The sequence below is a fragment of the Aliirhizobium smilacinae genome (assembly GCF_006335145.1).
Classification (GTDB): domain Bacteria; phylum Pseudomonadota; class Alphaproteobacteria; order Rhizobiales; family Rhizobiaceae; genus Neorhizobium; species Neorhizobium smilacinae.
The window spans coordinates 256,223-270,173 of record NZ_VDMN01000005.1; the positions used below are offsets into that span (position 1 = coordinate 256,223).

Here is a 13,951-nt window from a genome sequence, read left to right on the forward strand (position 1 = left end):
GGTCAGCGGATCTCCAGTGCGATGTCTTCGACCGGCGGCGCTTTTTGGATAAGCCCGCTTGCCTGCATGAAATCGCCAAACCGCTGGTACCGGCCGCGATCGAGCGCCGCTGGCCGCTTGGCAAACCGCGGCAGCGTATCGGTGAAGGCCTGACGGTTCAGCGCATCGTCGAGATTGGGATAGGCGGCGATAAAGAGTTTCCATGCGTCATCGGGATGATTGGTCAGGAAGATCGCAGCTTTCTCGACAGCTTCGAGAAAACGTGGCAGGCGCGGGTCGGCCGCCAGCGCATCGTTTGTGACAAAGATCAGTTCGTCATAGACGGGCACGCCATGTTCTTCTGGAAAAAACGATCGGCCTTCATGGCCCTCGATGCGCATCTGCGTCAGTTCGAAATTGCGAAAACCGCCAAGCGTGGCATCGACCTTGCCGCCGATCAGCGATGGTGATAGCGCGAAATTGACATTGACCAGCTCGACATCCTCAAGGCTCAGGCCTTCGCCCTCCAACATGCGTTTCAGCATGGCGTCTTCGAAACCGGTGACCGAAAACCCGATCTTCTTGCCGCGCAGATCCTTCAGGCTTTTGATCGGACCATCGGCCAACACGGTGACGGTGTTCAGCGGTGTTTCGACCAGCGTGCCGATGCGCTTCAGCGGCAGGCCGGCAGCGCGGTCGAGATAGAGGTTCGGCTGGTAGTGGATGCCGATATCTGCCTGACCTGCCGCGACGAGGCGCGGAACCGTCGATGGATCGGCTGGTGGCACCAGTTCGACATCGAGGCCGGCGGCTGCAAAGTAGCCATTCTGTGCCGCAATGACGAGCGGGGCATGGTCCGGGTTGACGAACCATTCGAGCATGACCGTCAGTTTGTCTGCGGCATGGACAGCGGAGGCATTGAAGCTGGTGAATATGGCAATCGCGATCGCCAACAGGGTTCGTTTCATTGTTTGTCGTCTCTCCTCATGATGAAAACAGTGTGTTTGGATCGGTCTCTGCCGCCCAATGGGGATGTCCCCGTGTCAGGTGATCGAAGATTAGCCGCAGGCTGACGCTGGTCAGCGCCAGAATGGCCATGGCGGCGAAAACGATGTCGGTCTGCATGCGGGCATTGGCCTGCACCATGACGAAACCCAGCCCGGCCGAAGCGCCGACCCATTCGCCTATGACGGCGCCAAGCGGCGCCAGCGGCACGGCGACACGCAGGCCCGATAGGAGTGCGGGCAGGGCAAGCGGCACCCTCAGCCGCACCAGTACTTGCCAGGGTGTCGCCTTCGTCAGCGCGGCCGCTTCCAGAAGCACCGGTTGGGTGCGTCTCAGGCCATCGGCGAAGGACGAGGCGACCGGAAAGAATATGACGATCGTCGTCATCACCACTTTCGAGGCCATGCCGAAACCCAGCCAGAGAACCAGCAGCGGGGCGAGCACGAAGACGGGGAAGGTCTGCAGGACAAGGATCATCGGCCAGACAAGCCTGCCGGTGCGCGGCAGCGCCATCGCCAGAAACGCTACCGTGGCGCCAAAGATGCTGCCGAAAAAAAGACCGGCAAAAATTTCCCCGAGCGTCACCAGCGTGTGATGGGCAAGGAAATCGCTCTGGCGCCACAATGCCTGCACTACCGCAAGCGGCGATGGCAGGAGGTAGCGTGGTGGCGAAAACAGCTCCACGGCCGCCACCCAGATTGCCAGCAGCAGAAATAGCCCGAAGGCTGCGAATCTGAACTGCATGTCAGAAACGCGACGTGCAGCCGCCGGACCACAATGGTCCCGGGGCTTGGAAAACCCTTAAAACATAAAGCATGGCTGATCTCCTGACAGCGATATCATGGAGATCCAGGTGAGCGGAGAATAAGAAAGAGGTGCGGATCTGCGCCGTTTCCGTTCCTACGCCGGAATGACCCGGATCAGGTTCAAGGGTTCGGCTCACCGCCATCTCAGCACCGTACAGTGCTCCCCTCGGAATGGTGCCAAGTTGGACCGAGAAACTGCCTTTGTCAATGTGGCGACGACGGCCACATGTCGCGTCCGGATGACGGCATGTTTTTTTTGAAACGGTCGAATTTGAAGTGCCGCCCTAAACGGATTCGACGCCGTTGCGTGGCCTCTAAAAATACAAAAGTCCATCCCGCTTCAGGGAAAGCCAAAAATCCTCGGGTATGGTTTGCTGGCTCGCCTCAAGGGTGAGATCGATATTTGCGGGTGTTTTGGTTGACCAGAGAACGGACAAGACAGCGGGCTGTCGCAGTCCAAATTGTACGACAGCTGCAGTTTCGTCGATGCCGAACTCGGAACACCGTATCTTCAGCTTGTGGCGAAACGCCTCGTTTTCAGGCGAAAAATAGCGCCCGCTGGCAAAAGGCGACGCAGCAATGATGCCAGTTCCCCGCTTTTCGCAAAGATCAATAACGGCTTTTGCCCCGGCATGGTCCACTAACGAAAAGCCGCCGGCAAAGAGAAGTAGATCGATATCGTAACGCTGCAGAAACGCCATCGCGATTTCGGGCGTGTTTGCACCTACGCCGATCATTTTTGTGCGACCATCGTCTCGCAGCTCGATCAGGGCCGGCATGCCAGTCTCAAGAGCCGCATCGATGCCACCATCGCAGATGGAAAGCCCATGCATGTAGGCGATGTCCACGGAGGGAATCCCGAGGCGGTGGAGCGAGGTTTCAAACGACATGGATATGCCGTCCACGCTGTAGTCGCATGTCGGTGCGAAACCTGCGTAATGCGGGTAATGTCGATCAACGCTGGGCCGTCTCGAAAAGGGATCGAGATTGATGCCGACCTTCGTCGAAAGCAGGAATTCCGAGCGAGGTTGCCATACCAGGCCGGCTCCGAGGCGTCGTTCGCACAGACCGCTCCCGTAATAAGGCGCCGTGTCAAAGTAGCGGATTCCTCCCTCCCAGGCTTTGCTTATGATTTCGGCAGCCAGAACATCGCCTTCGATGCCACCAAGCGAACTCCAGGTCGAATTTCCAAATGAGATCTCGGTGAACCACGCATCTCGCCGAGGATGTTTACGTTTTGGGATGGCCATAAGCGGAGCCTCTTTCGATTTTTCAGTTTGGTTTCTCAGGAGATCGAAACGCCATACATCCTTTGTAGCGTTGCTCCACCTTATTGCTCAGCAGCGGACGTTGGCATAGTCCGCCTGCCGATCCAAGCATTCTTGATCACCAGACCGTGCGGTGCGTTGCAGCTGACAGGTGCCCAAAGAAGGCCGGGCCAGGGTATTTGTTTCCCGATTCCAGGCGAAAATAGCAAAGCATCCTGCGCCATTGGAACCTTCTGGGCGTAAAAACGTCGTGACAATCGTCACACATCAGGGGGAAACCGTGAATCTAGGAATACTCGGCGTCGTCGCCGCAACTTTCATTGGGCTTACAGCGCCAGCCTATGCGCAGGCGGTCAAGATCGGCAGCAAAAACTTCACCGAGCAGTTCGTCGTGGCGGAAATCTATGCGCAGGCCCTCGAAAAAGCTGGCGTGGAAGTCGAGCGCCGGCTCAACCTCGGCGCTACGCTTGTGGCCCATACAGCACTGACGAATGGCGAGATCGATCTCTATCCGGAATATACCGGCACAGCGCTCGCAGCCGTCGTGAAGGGTGACCTGTCGGGCAGCGCCGAGAAGATCTACGGCGAGGTCAAGGACTATTACGAGAAGAACCTGAAGCTGACGCTTCTGCAGCCGACCCAGATCAACAACGGCTATGCGATCATCACGCTTCCGGAGACGGCCGAAAAGTACAAGCTGAAGACGCTCAGCGATCTTGGCCCGGTCTCGAAGGATCTGACGTTCGGCGCGGAAGCCGGCTTCGGCGAACGCAAGGACGGACTGCCGGGCCTGAAGCAGGTCTACGGCATCGAGTTCAAGGAGTTCAAGATCTTCGCCAAGCTCGGCATCCGCTACAGTGCGCTGACCAGCAAGGATCTCGACGTTTCCTATGGTTTCGCCACCGACTGGCAGATTTCGGAGAACAAGCTCACCGTTCTCGCCGACGACAAGAACCTGTTCCCGCCCTACTATCTTGTGCCGGTGGTCCGCCAGGACACGCTCGCCAAGAACCCCAAGATCTCCGAGGTTCTGAACAAGGTCAGCCCGCTTCTCAATAACGAGAACATGCGCGAGCTGAACGCCAAGGTGGATCGCGACAAGGAAGAGCCGGCGGATGTCGCGGCCGAATTCCTGAAGGCTCAAGGGATCTGAAAGACCTTGATATAATCGCGCAACGCGCAACTTGAGATGACGATGCGGTGGGGCCTTTAGCGCCCTTCCGCATCGATTGGTTTTTGTCGTTTTATGATCGCTTCAGAGAAAGTTCGTCATCGTTGAAGTGGGCTCCCAGGCATATTCCCGAGATCGCGCTGGCCGTTTGGCAGCATCTGGTCCTGTCGATTTCCGCGGTTCTGATCGGTTTGGTCGTCGCACTTGTGATCGGCATCTTCTGCGCCCGCCGGCAGAGGCTATATGCTGTCGCCTTGACTGTCGCCAATGTCATTTTCGTCATTCCGAGCCTGGCGCTTTTCGCGCTGCTTATTCCGCTCGTCGGGCTTGGCATGAAGCCGGCGCTGATTGGCCTGTCTTCCTACTGTCTGCTGATCCTCTTGCGCAACATCGTCACCGGTCTTCGGGGTGTACCCGTCGATGTCCTCGATGCCGCCGACGGCATGGGTTATGGCCGCTGGCAGCGATTGTTCCGCATCGAATTGCCGCTTGCCGCACCGTTGATCCTTTCCGGTGCCCGCATCGCGCTGGTAACGACGATCGGGATCGCCACGGTGGCCGCTTTCATCGACGGCGGTGGGCTCGGCACGATCATCCTCATCGGCATCGACCAGGAATATCCGGAAAAGATCCTTGTTGGCGGCATCCTGACGGCATTGCTGGCGATAGCCTTCGATCTCATCCTGACCCGCGCCGAACGGCTGCTGGTCCGGTGGCAGTGAGGGCGTCTCCATGTTGAACAACGCAGTTTCCTGGATCGCCAACAATTCCGACGTATTTTTGCGGGCGCTCGGCCAACATCTGGTCATGTCCGGCGTCTCCTTGGCGATCGCGCTTGCCATCGCCCTGCCGCTATCGGTAGCGATCGTCAATCACGGCCGCTTCGCATTCGGGGTGATCAATACGGTCAATGGGTTGCGTACCATTCCGAGCCTCGCGATCCTTGCCATCATGATGCCGCTGCTCGGCATCGGACTGATGCCGTCGATCGTGGCTCTGACGGTACTTGCCCTGCCGCCCATCCTGCTCAACGCATATGTAGGTCTTCGGGATGTCGATCCCGATGCCGTGGAGGCGGCAATCGGCATGGGCATGAGCCGTAGCCAGGTTTTGTGGAGAATCCGTATTCCGCTCGCCGCCCCTGCGATGTTTGCCGGTGCGCGAACTGCCGCGGTCCAGGTTCTCGCCGGCGCGACGCTGGCGCCATTTATCGGCGGCGGCGGCTTGGGGGATTTCATCGCCGGCGGCATCAGCATGATGGATATGTCGCGCCTTCTCGTCGGTGCTGTTCCGATTGCCATCCTCGCTCTCGGGACGGAATTTTTCCTCGGCTTTGCCGAGAAGAAGCTTTTTGCAGAAAGAACAGCCGCATGATCCGCATGGAGAACGTCACCAAGCGTTATGCAGAAGGGGCAGCGCCGTCGGTCGACAACCTGACGCTCGAGGTTCCGGAGGGGTCGACCGTTGCACTGATCGGCCCGTCCGGCTGCGGCAAGACCACGACGATGCGGATGATCAACCGTCTGATCGAACCGACAGAGGGGCGCATCTTCGTCAATGGCGAGGACGTGACGCAAGCCGATCCGGTTCAGTTGCGCAGGCATATCGGTTACGTGATCCAGAATGTCGGCCTCTTCCCCCATATGACGATCGCGGAAAACATCGCGGCGGTTCCGAACCTGCTCGGCTGGGATCAGCCACGTATTCGGAAACGCACGGAAGACCTGCTCGATCTCGTCGGGCTCGATCCGAAGGAAATGCTGGCCCGCTATCCGCGCCAGCTTTCGGGCGGCCAGCGTCAGCGCATCGGCGTCGCCCGCGCGCTGGCAGCAGATCCCGCCGTACTTCTGATGGACGAGCCGTTCGGAGCGATCGATCCGATAGCCCGCGCAAGGCTGCAGGACGAGTTTCGTCAGATCCTCAGCCGTGTGCGCAAGACGGTGGTTCTCGTCACCCATGATCTCGACGAGGCGATCCGGCTTGGCGACCGCATCGCCATCATGAAGGCGGGAAGGATCGTGCAATACGATACTCCAGACGCGATCCTGTCCAAGCCCGTGGACGATTTCGTCTCCAATTTCGTCGGCGTCGATCGGGCGATCAAGCGGCTCAGCCTTTTTTCGGTGGCCGATGCTGCGCTTGCCTTACCGTCGGCCAATGCAAAATCGAGTGTCGCTGCGTCGCTCAATCTTCGCGATGCGCTGTCGCTGATGGTGGCCGGCAATACCGATATTCTGGCTGTGACCGGCGAAGACGGCGTTGTCGTTGGTCATCTGACACGCGAAGCTATCTTTTCGATCTGACCGGAGAAAGCTGATGTCTCTTTCCTATCGTTCTTCCGAAGTACCGGCCGTCTTGATCGAGCCTACCCATCGCCGGATCCGGCTCAAGGTTGGGGAGAATACCATTGCCGATACGACTGGCGCGATCGTGATCTACGAGAACGGTGGTCATCCGGTTTATTATCTACCCAAGAGCGATTTCAGCCCAGGCGTTCTGTCGCCCAAAGGCAAGGGCGAGGCCTCTCAGCTTCTCGGAGAAAGATATGTCTTCGGCGTGGCTGGGGTCGGAGAAGCCGCGGCATGGTCTTTCGACGGAACAGCCGTCGGAAAGGCCGAACTTGCCGATTTCGTCACAGTGGAATGGTCGGCCGTGCGCTGGTTCGAGGAGGACGAGGAGATTTTCCGCCATCCGCGCAACGTCTATAAACGGATCGATACGATCGCCAGCTCGCGCCTGGTCGAGGTTTTCGTCGATGAACAGCTCGTTGCGCGCAGCAATAGGGCAGTTTTCCTGTTCGAGACAGGACATATACCCCGCTATTATTTCCCGGCTGAAGATATCGTTGCGGGCCGGCTCGCGGCAAGCGAACTGAAGACATATTGCCCCTACAAGGGCACCGCTTCCTACTTCCATTTCGAACTGGACGGGCAGCGGCACGACAATATCGTCTGGTATTACCCCGAGCCGCTCGACGAGAGCATCAAGGTCGCCGGCCTGATCTCCTTTTACAATGAGAAGGTCGACGAGATCCGTGTCAGCATAGAGGATGCATCCTGATGCTACTCGGCTATGCGCTTTCGCCTTTCGGCCATCACCCGGATGCCTGGCGGCAGGCACGGGACGGTCGTCTTCTCGGTTTCGACGCGTTGCTGGATCAGGTGTCGGCGGCCGAGACCGCGGGTTTCGACTTTGTTCTGCTCGCCGACCGGGTTGGCCTTCGCCCTGTCGACGATCTGTCGTCGGTGGCGGTACCCTTCGAGCCGACATTGCTTGCATCGGCCCTTGCGACACGGGTGAAGCGGATCGGCATCGTTGCTGCCGCAGTCACCGCTCAGCATGAGCCCTACAATCTCGCCCGCCGTTTCGCTTCGCTCGACCTGATCACCAAGGGGCGTGCGGGATGGATGGTGGTCGCCGATGGTGCCGATGCCGCTCGCGAAAGGGAATATGTTGACGTCGTCAAAACCCTTTGGGACAGTTTCGAGGACGATGCCTTTGTTTATGACAAGGTCGCCGGCCGCTTCTTCGATCCGTCGAAAATGCATATCGCGCACCACAGCCGCACACATTTTTCGGTGCGTGGCCCGCTGAACGTCAACCGCTCGCCGCAGGGCAGGCCGGTCATGGCGCATCTGCTGGACGGTGGCAACGACACTCTCGCGTTCGAAACCGGAGAACTGCTCCTGCTGCAGGCAAGGGCGGCAGAGGATCTGGTCAGGACAGCAGGGCGGACAATTAAGGCAATCGAGAGCGCGGGTCGCCGGAGAGAAGATATCCGGATTCTTGCCAGCATCGGTCCGGTCATCGCATCTGCTGCCCAGGACATGAATGAGAGATTGGAGTTGTCCGGTGAAGACCGGACGGCGCAGCCGCTTCTCGCAACCCGCCTCCTCGGGACACCGCGAATGATCGTCGATCAGTTGCAGGAGCTGAAAGCAGTTGCTGATCTCGACGGGTTCACCATTCTTCCGCCGACGCTGGAAATGGGGCAGCGCTTTGTTGCGGACGTCGTTCCCGAATTCAGGCAACGCGGCCTGATCAATGACGGCTCCGACGCAACTCTGCGCGACCGGCTCCGTTTGGCGCGGCCGGTGCATCCAGCGGTCTCGTTGAGAGAGGTATCACGATGAGCCGGTCACGCATGAAGCTCGGTGCCTTCCTGATGGCGGGCGGCCATCATATAGCTGCGTGGCGTCATCCGGACGCGTATGCGCAGGCCGGCAGCGATATCGATCATTTCATCGCGCTGGCGCAGATTGCCGAACGCGGCAAGTTCGACATGATCTTCATCGAGGACGCCGCCGCCATTCGCGAGCGCGATCCCGAACTGGCGAGCCAGGCTGCCCGCTCGACGGCCTTCGAACCGCTCAGCCTCCTCGCCGCGATTGCCGTCAACACGTCTCATGTCGGCCTCGTCGCCACCGCTTCCACAAGCTATACGGAGCCTTACGGCCTTGCCCGCAGTTTCGCAGCGCTCGACCAGTTGAGCGGTGGACGCGCCGGCTGGAACCTCGTCACCTCCGCAAGCGAACTGGAAGCGGAGAATTTTGCCGCAAGCGGGCTGCGTTCACATTCACAGCGCTACGAACGCGCCGAGGAATTTGCCGATGCCGCGCTGGCGCTCTGGGACGGGGTGGAGGATGGAGCCTATCTGCTGTCCAACGGGGAGGCTTTTGCGGATCGGTCCAGGCTGCATCCTGTCCACCGTCACGGCAAGCATTTTTCCGTCGATGGAATTCTCGAAAGCCCGCGCTCGCCACAGGGGCGGCCGATCATGGTGCAGGCCGGCGCATCGGATGTCGGCAAGGATCTCGCGGCGCGCACTGCCGACGTCGTGTTCACCGCGTCTCAGACAAAGGCAGAGGCTCAGGCCTATTATGCCGACGTGAGGGCGCGGCTCGGCAAATACGGCCGTGGACACGGTGATCTGAAGGTCATGCCGGGAATTTCGCCGATCATCGGTGCAACAGAGGAAGAGGCGAAGGCGAAATACCGCGCCCTGCAGGACCTCATTCCCGATGCGGTCGGAGTGGCGCTGCTCGCAAGCTATCTCAGCATTGAGGATCTCTCCGCCTATCCGCTCGACGGCCCGTTACCCGAAATGCCGCCGACCAACCTGATCCAGAGCCGTCAACAGCTGATCATCGATCTCGGAAAGCGCGAGGGTTTGTCGATCCGCGAGCTGGCGCGGCATTTCGCGGGTGCGCGCGGCCATTGGCAGGTGGTCGGCACGCCGATCCAGATCGCCGATGCGATGGAGGAGCGCTTTGCCGACGGTGCTGCCGACGGGTTCAACGTCATGGCGCCGCTGTTTCCCTCGGGGCTGGAGGATTTCGTCACACTGGTCGTGCCGGAGTTGCAACGCCGCGGGATCTTCCGCGAAGAATACGAGGGCACCACGCTCAGAACCAATCTCGGCGTTGCCCAGCCTGGAAAATCATGAAGTGAGATGACAATGGACCCGATCTATATCGACTATCTCAACGCCTTCGATATCGAGGCGCTGGACCTTAGCAATGACGAGATCCTCGGTGCGATCGAGACTTCTCTGGGCGCACAGGGCAACGGCGAAACGGTAATCGAGCCACGCGTGCATCTGGAGCCGGATCCGAGTTTCCATGGCCATTTCAACGTGCTGCGCGGTTACGTGGCGCCGCTGGGGCTGGCGGGCATCAAGGTGGTCGGCGATTATGTCGATAATTACAAGCTCGGTTATCCGTCGGAATTCGGGGTTCTCAACCTTTTTGACCCGCGCACGGGCGTGCCGAAGGCGATCCTCGACGCTACCGCCATTACCGACATGCGCACCGGTGCGGTCACCGCAATGGGTGCAAAACATCTCGCCCGCAAGGGTTCGAAAGTGCTCGGCCATATCGGCGCACGTGGAACTGCCTACTGGAACGTGCGCCTGCTCGACCATCTCTTCGACTTCGATGAGATCCGCGTCCATTCACGTCGCCCAGAAAGCCGGGACGCCTTTGGCGCCAAGCTCGAACAGGATCTCGGCAAGAAGATCACCGTGACCGACAACTGGCGTGATTGCGTCGAGGGCGCCGACATCGTCGTCGAAGCATCGCGGCTGAATGCGCCGGAGCCGATGCTGAAGACGGAGTGGATCAAGAAGGGGGCCTTCGTCGTGCCCTACGGAACCATGAGTGCGGTCGAGCTTTCGCTGACCGACATCATGGACAAGTTGGTGGTCGACGATTGGGGCCAGTGCAAGGGCGGCAAACTTGGCTCGCTCCGCGCACATGTGGAAGCCGGAAAGCTCTCCGAGCAGACCCTTCATGCGGAACTGGGCCAGATCGTTGCCGGGCTGAAGCCCGGTCGCCAGAGTGACGACGAGACCATTCTCCTGTGGCATCGCGGTCTGTCGCTCAGTGATATCGCGCTGGGCTCGGCACTTCTCGAAAAAGCCAAGGCAGCCAATCTCGGCCAGAGGCTGCGTTTCGCATGACGACGGTCAGGCTGACGGGTTCGGGCGTCTCGATCGCGGATATCGCCGCAATTGCTCGAAAACAGGTGCGGGTGGTTGCCGACGAGCGGGTGATTGCGCGTCTTGTGGAGGCGCGGCTCGTTCTTGAAAGCGTTGCCGCACCCGGTCAGCCTATCTATGGGATGAATACCGGCCTCGGCGCCAACCTGAAAACCGCCGTCACCGGAGAGTTCGCCGCCTTCCAGCTTCAGCTGATCCGGGGCCGGGGAATGGCGGTTGGCGAACCTATGCCGCGCGATGTAACGCGTGCGGTCTTGGCAGCGCGGATCGCCATGCTCGCCGTTGGCGGGTCGGGTGTATCGCCCGGTGTGTTCGAGGCATTGCTGGCTCTTCTGAATGCGGGCGTTCATCCGGTGATGCGCTCGGTCGGTTCCATCGGCGCCGGCGACCTTGTGCTTCTCTCTGCCGTAGCGCGCGTGTTGGTGGGCGAGGGGGACGCCGAGTATCAAGGCAATGTTTTGTCAGCTCTCGAAGCGCTCGCTCGCGCGGGCCTGAAGCCCGCAACCCTCCAGCCAAAGGATGGAATCTCCCTTCTCAACGCCTCGGCCGTATCGGCGGGAAAGGGAGCTCTGGTGCTGCACGACCTTCGGCACCTCCTCGGCTGGCAGCGGCAGGCGGCAGCGCTAAGCTTCGAAGGGATGGCTGGCAATCCTGCGATCCTTGCGCCGGCGATCCAGGCGGCGCGGCCTGCGCCCGGTCAGATCGAGGAGGCCCGTCTGCTGGAAGAGGCGTTGCATGGTTCGTCGCTTTTCGAGGGCGACACAGCGATCCAGGATCCGTTGAGCCTGCGATGCATTGCGCCGATCCTTGGCGCTCTGGCCGACGCACTGGAACGGGCGGAGCGCGTGGTCGAACTTGAGCTCAATTCCGCAGCGGACAACCCGCTTGTCATCATAGACGAAGGCCGTGTGCTCTCGACGGGCAATTTCCATACACCGGCGCTCTCGCTTGCTTTCGAGAACCTCGGACTGGCGGTCGCCCAAGCGGCGGCGGCTTCGGCTGCCCGGTTCATCCAGCTAACCGGTCCCGCCCGCAAAGGCCTGCCTCGTTATCTTTCCCCCGTCGGTGGAGCTTCTGCGGGCTTTGTGCCGATGCAGAAGACGGTAACGGCACTGATGGCCGAAATCCGTCACCAGGCGAACCCGGTCATGCTGGATTTTCTCGCCGTTTCCGAAGGCGTCGAGGACCACGCGACACAATCTCTGCTCACCATCCGTAAACTCGACGAGATGCTGGCCTCATGGCAGTTACTGATCGCCTGCGAAATGGCGGCCGCGGCACAGGCCGTGGATCTGCAGAAAGGGCATCGCTGCGGAATTGGGACGCGTAACACGTATGACATGATCCGAAGCAAAGTGCCGGCCCTTGAGGAGGATCGCTCGCTCGGCGAAGATATCTCGGTTCTGGCAAGCCATCTGGAACGCGACGTCTCGCCCTTAGCCGGAGGTCGGCCTTGAGCATCGCAAGCATCTCAATGTATGTCACGCCGGAGCCGTTAGCCGAGGCGACTGATGCCCTCTGGCATTTTCTCCGCGATCATCTGATCAGCGCTGGAGTTCCCGGTGTGCCCAAGGAACTCGACAGGGCCACGGACTATCGCGACGTCTGGTTGCGTCCGGATCTTTTGCTCTCCCAGACCTGCGGTTTCCCGTATGCCAAATCCCTGCGCGGGAAGGTGCGTCTGGTGGCGACGCCCTGTTACCGTTATCCGGGTTGCGACGGCGCTTGGATGCGCAGTTTCGTGATCACCAACAGAAACGAACGTGTATCTTCACTCAAGGCCCTTCAAGGACGAAGGGCAGCGATCAACAGCCGCGACAGTAATTCCGGCTACAACTTGTTTCGCGCAACGCTGTCGCCGATCGCGCGCGGCACCAGTTTCTTTGGTGAAGTGATCCAAACCGGCGGGCACGACGCCAGCATTTCGGCTGTTGCCGATGGCCGAGCCGATTGCGCAGCCATTGATTGCGTAACCTATGGCAATATTGCCCGATACGCCTCGGAGCGCCTGAAGGACATTTCCATTCTTGCAGAAACGCCGGGCGGGCCTGGTTTACCCTTCATTACACGAGGGATTTCATCCGATGAGGACGTTGAAATACTGAGGACGGCATTGCGCGCCGCCCTCGTCGCGCCGCAACTGGAAGAGGTCCTTGACGGAATGGGTATCGTTGATTTCGCTTTTCTGACTGATGGCGACTACGACAGCCTGCTTGAACTCGAACGAAATGCCGTGGCGTGCGGATATCCTGAAATCGCCTAAGGTGCAGCCGACCAATCTTGCGATGTATTTGAACAATAAGGCTCGACGAAGCACTTACACGTTCCAGAATACTGTTAGCCACAAGAGATTGGCCAGTTTTTTTTCGCAATCGCGCCTTGGGCGGTAAGCTGTCGCCCTCAATGCTAGCGCCGTCACCGCAACACGGAAGACTTCTCCCTTCACTCATTGCAATAGCAGATATCGCTCTTTGTTATCCATGCCAGTAGACAAATGGGTGCACGTTAAAGGTGTGGCGCGAGGTTGCGGATATACAGCTTAAGCCTGCTCCACAAAAGCCCGATTACAGATGGACAGACAGCGGTCGGCGCGTTATCGGCGACAGTCAATCTGGCAAGGCTGGCTAGAGCTTTAGAATGTATGCGACTTCTGAGTCGCAGAGCAGCACGGATCGACCGAGTTGGAGAGTTCTGCGCTTGAGGTTCTCGTGGGCTGGATGCTTGCCAATACCTCCAGCGTCCGTATGGGATCCGGCGGCGTCATGCTACAGCATTCAGCCTCGATTAAAGTCGCGGAAGCGTTCAGTCTCCGGAACGAGACAACGATGTGGTCTCAGCCTTGAACTCGCTTCAACATCTGAGCCCGCTTTTTCCTGACCGTATGTCGTGTTCCACACGTGGTTAAGCATTTTGGCTGCCGACGCCGCCTTGTCCTACGGCAGGAAACGACTACAGCGCTGCTGAACTACGTCGGATATATCTTGGATAACATAGCTGGCCTGTTCAGAGGGACCATTCTGCTTCAAGATGTGAGTTGCAATAATGTCTCTCAGATAGTGCGGCCCATGTGGCAGAAAGCCTTCGATTGCACCGTGCCTGGTGTCGGGATTGTAGATCTAATCGCGCTGAATGCCGGTGCGCCAAGCCTTGCAGAAAGCAATGGAGTTGTACGCTGCATCGATGCTAGATCCTCTTCGCTGCTTTGACGAAAAGCTTTCCTGAG

General features: G+C 59.4%; 13 protein-coding genes and 1 riboswitch. Of the genes, 10 read left to right on the forward strand and 3 right to left on the reverse strand.

Annotation, left to right across the window (positions count from 1 at the left end):
- Positions 1–2: 2 nt before the first annotated feature.
- The 3 genes from FHP24_RS21125 to FHP24_RS21135 all read right to left on the reverse strand — a co-directional run bounded on the left by FHP24_RS21125 (position 3) and on the right by FHP24_RS21135 (position 3,040).
- The gene (locus tag FHP24_RS21125; RefSeq protein WP_139678207.1) at positions 3–947 is read right to left on the reverse strand and encodes an ABC transporter substrate-binding protein; all 945 of its coding nucleotides are present in this window, start codon (positions 945–947) and stop codon (positions 3–5) included.
- Between the two features lie 16 nt (positions 948–963).
- Entirely contained in the window at positions 964–1,728 is a 765-nt protein-coding gene (locus tag FHP24_RS21130; RefSeq protein ID WP_139678208.1) for an ABC transporter permease, read from the reverse strand.
- 136 nt (positions 1,729–1,864) lie between these two features.
- Positions 1,865–1,967, reverse strand: a riboswitch (TPP riboswitch).
- A gap of 137 nt (positions 1,968–2,104) precedes the next feature.
- Positions 2,105–3,040: an aldo/keto reductase gene (locus tag FHP24_RS21135; RefSeq protein WP_139678209.1), complete on the reverse strand. Its 936-nt coding sequence runs from the start codon at positions 3,038–3,040 to the stop codon at positions 2,105–2,107.
- Between the two features lie 298 nt (positions 3,041–3,338).
- Here FHP24_RS21135 and FHP24_RS21140 point away from each other — a divergent pair, with 298 nt between their 5' ends.
- From FHP24_RS21140 to FHP24_RS21185, 10 genes are all read left to right on the forward strand, one after another.
- Complete coding sequence (locus tag FHP24_RS21140) at positions 3,339–4,211, forward strand: glycine betaine ABC transporter substrate-binding protein (protein WP_139678210.1); 873 nt, start codon at positions 3,339–3,341, stop codon at positions 4,209–4,211.
- A 122-nt stretch (positions 4,212–4,333) separates the two neighbouring features.
- Complete coding sequence (locus FHP24_RS21145; protein WP_139678211.1) at positions 4,334–4,951, forward strand: ABC transporter permease; 618 nt, start codon at positions 4,334–4,336, stop codon at positions 4,949–4,951.
- 10 nt (positions 4,952–4,961) lie between these two features.
- A complete protein-coding gene (locus FHP24_RS21150) occupies positions 4,962–5,603 on the forward strand; it encodes an ABC transporter permease (protein ID WP_139678212.1) in 642 nt (213 codons plus the stop codon).
- Positions 5,600–6,532 carry an ABC transporter ATP-binding protein gene (locus FHP24_RS21155; RefSeq protein ID WP_139678213.1) on the forward strand — a complete coding sequence of 311 codons (933 nt, stop codon included), beginning with the start codon at positions 5,600–5,602 and terminating at the stop codon, positions 6,530–6,532. Before FHP24_RS21150 ends, FHP24_RS21155 begins: the two co-directional genes overlap by 4 nt.
- Positions 6,533–6,545: 13 nt before the next feature.
- Positions 6,546–7,289 carry a DUF427 domain-containing protein gene (locus FHP24_RS21160; protein WP_139678214.1) on the forward strand — a complete coding sequence of 248 codons (744 nt, stop codon included), beginning with the start codon at positions 6,546–6,548 and terminating at the stop codon, positions 7,287–7,289.
- Positions 7,289–8,362, forward strand: a complete 1,074-nt coding sequence (locus tag FHP24_RS21165) for an LLM class flavin-dependent oxidoreductase (protein WP_139678215.1) — start codon at positions 7,289–7,291, stop codon at positions 8,360–8,362. The genes FHP24_RS21160 and FHP24_RS21165 overlap by 1 nt, the downstream gene beginning before the upstream one ends.
- Positions 8,359–9,675 carry an LLM class flavin-dependent oxidoreductase gene (locus FHP24_RS21170; RefSeq protein WP_139678216.1) on the forward strand — a complete coding sequence of 439 codons (1,317 nt, stop codon included), beginning with the start codon at positions 8,359–8,361 and terminating at the stop codon, positions 9,673–9,675. The genes FHP24_RS21165 and FHP24_RS21170 overlap by 4 nt, the downstream gene beginning before the upstream one ends.
- A 12-nt stretch (positions 9,676–9,687) precedes the next feature.
- The gene (locus tag FHP24_RS21175; protein ID WP_139678217.1) at positions 9,688–10,689 is read left to right on the forward strand and encodes an ornithine cyclodeaminase family protein; all 1,002 of its coding nucleotides are present in this window, start codon (positions 9,688–9,690) and stop codon (positions 10,687–10,689) included.
- Positions 10,686–12,185 (forward strand): HAL/PAL/TAL family ammonia-lyase, encoded by a 1,500-nt coding sequence (locus FHP24_RS21180; protein ID WP_139678218.1) that lies wholly within the window; start codon positions 10,686–10,688, stop codon positions 12,183–12,185. The genes FHP24_RS21175 and FHP24_RS21180 overlap by 4 nt, the downstream gene beginning before the upstream one ends.
- Complete coding sequence (locus FHP24_RS21185) at positions 12,182–12,991, forward strand: phosphate/phosphite/phosphonate ABC transporter substrate-binding protein (protein WP_139678219.1); 810 nt, start codon at positions 12,182–12,184, stop codon at positions 12,989–12,991. Before FHP24_RS21180 ends, FHP24_RS21185 begins: the two co-directional genes overlap by 4 nt.
- Positions 12,992–13,951 lie beyond the last annotated feature (960 nt).